The sequence below is a fragment of the Sporomusaceae bacterium genome, assembly GCA_031460455.1.
GTDB lineage: Bacteria > Bacillota > Negativicutes > Sporomusales > UBA7701 > Anaeroselena.
Map to the genome: position 1 here is coordinate 1 of JAVKTQ010000049.1, position 1,075 is coordinate 1,075.

The 1,075-nt window shown below is 56.4% G+C and carries 2 protein-coding genes; both read left to right on the forward strand.

Annotation, left to right across the window (positions count from 1 at the left end):
- The coding region (locus RIN56_20660) for a hypothetical protein (GenBank protein MDR7869205.1) at positions 1-840 on the forward strand (840 nt) is incomplete at its 5' end.
- A complete protein-coding gene (locus RIN56_20665) occupies positions 837-1,043 on the forward strand; it encodes a hypothetical protein (protein MDR7869206.1) in 207 nt (68 codons plus the stop codon). The genes RIN56_20660 and RIN56_20665, both read left to right, overlap by 4 nt.
- The last annotated feature ends 32 nt before the right edge of the window (positions 1,044-1,075 follow it).

Below are 1,075 nucleotides of genomic sequence, written 5' to 3' on the forward strand. Positions count from 1 at the left end.
CCCGAAAAACTGATGAACTTTATCAACTCCTGGCTCGCCGAGCCGTGGGAGGACAAAGCGGCCGCCCTCGATCGGGATGTAGTGCTGGAGAAGCAGGCCCCGGAGCCCGAGTGTGTGGTGCCGGACTGGGCCCAACTGCTCACCGGTGGCGTGGACGTTCAGAAGGGGTATATGTATTGGGGGATAGACGCCTGGGGAGCGAAGCTGACGAGCCAGAATATCGCTCATGGGATAGTTGAAACGTGGGAAGAGCTCACACAGATAATGAACCGCCACTGGCCGGACACCAACGGGGAGGCCAAGTGGCAGGTTAACCTCTGTGCTATCGACTCCGGTTATGATACCGAGAACGTTTACGACTACTGCCTTGAAAACCAGGACTGGGCGGTACCGGTCAAGGGCAGCAGCACACCCATGATCTCCAGGTACCGGAGATCCAAAATAGATAATCCCAATTCGAAAGCATTCGGGCAGGTGCTGTATCTGGTCGATCCCGACCAGTACAAAAACCTGATAGCCGCCAGGATAAACAAGCCGGTGGGCCCCGGGTGCTTTATGGTGTACGCCGGCTGTGACGCCGAATATGCCGAGCAGCTGACGTCGGAGCATAAGATCAGGGACCGGAAAGGGAATCGGGAAATCGAAACCTGGGTACCGAAAACATCGTCAATTCCTAATCACTACTTGGATTGCAAGGTATATTCCTCACTGGCGGCCGATCTGCTTCAGGTCCGGTACCTGGAGGAGCTACAGGAAACCAGCCAACCGCAGCCGGCCAAGCAAGGCGAAAAGGCTGACGATGATTGGCTAGACGATAAAGGAGAGGGGTGGCTTGAATGACACTGGAAGAGCAGGTAGCGCAGATCAACGCGGCGATCGAAAAGATCGAAGGTGGGGCTCAGGAGTACCGAACAGCTGCCGGCCGGGTTGTCCGCCGCGGCGATCTGGCGACCTTATACGCCGAGCGCCGCAGGTTAGCTCAGGAGCAGGCAGCCTATGAGACTAATGGAGGCTTCTATGCTGCTTCATTTTACAGGGGGTGATGGAACTGGAAGAAAAACAGCGATCGCCTGAC

What these genes read in the sequence shown, in the direction of transcription:
- RIN56_20665 (MDR7869206.1), top strand. Translation starts at nt 837, where the DNA reads ATGACACTGGAAGAGCAGGTAGCGCAGATCAACGCGGCGATCGAAAAG.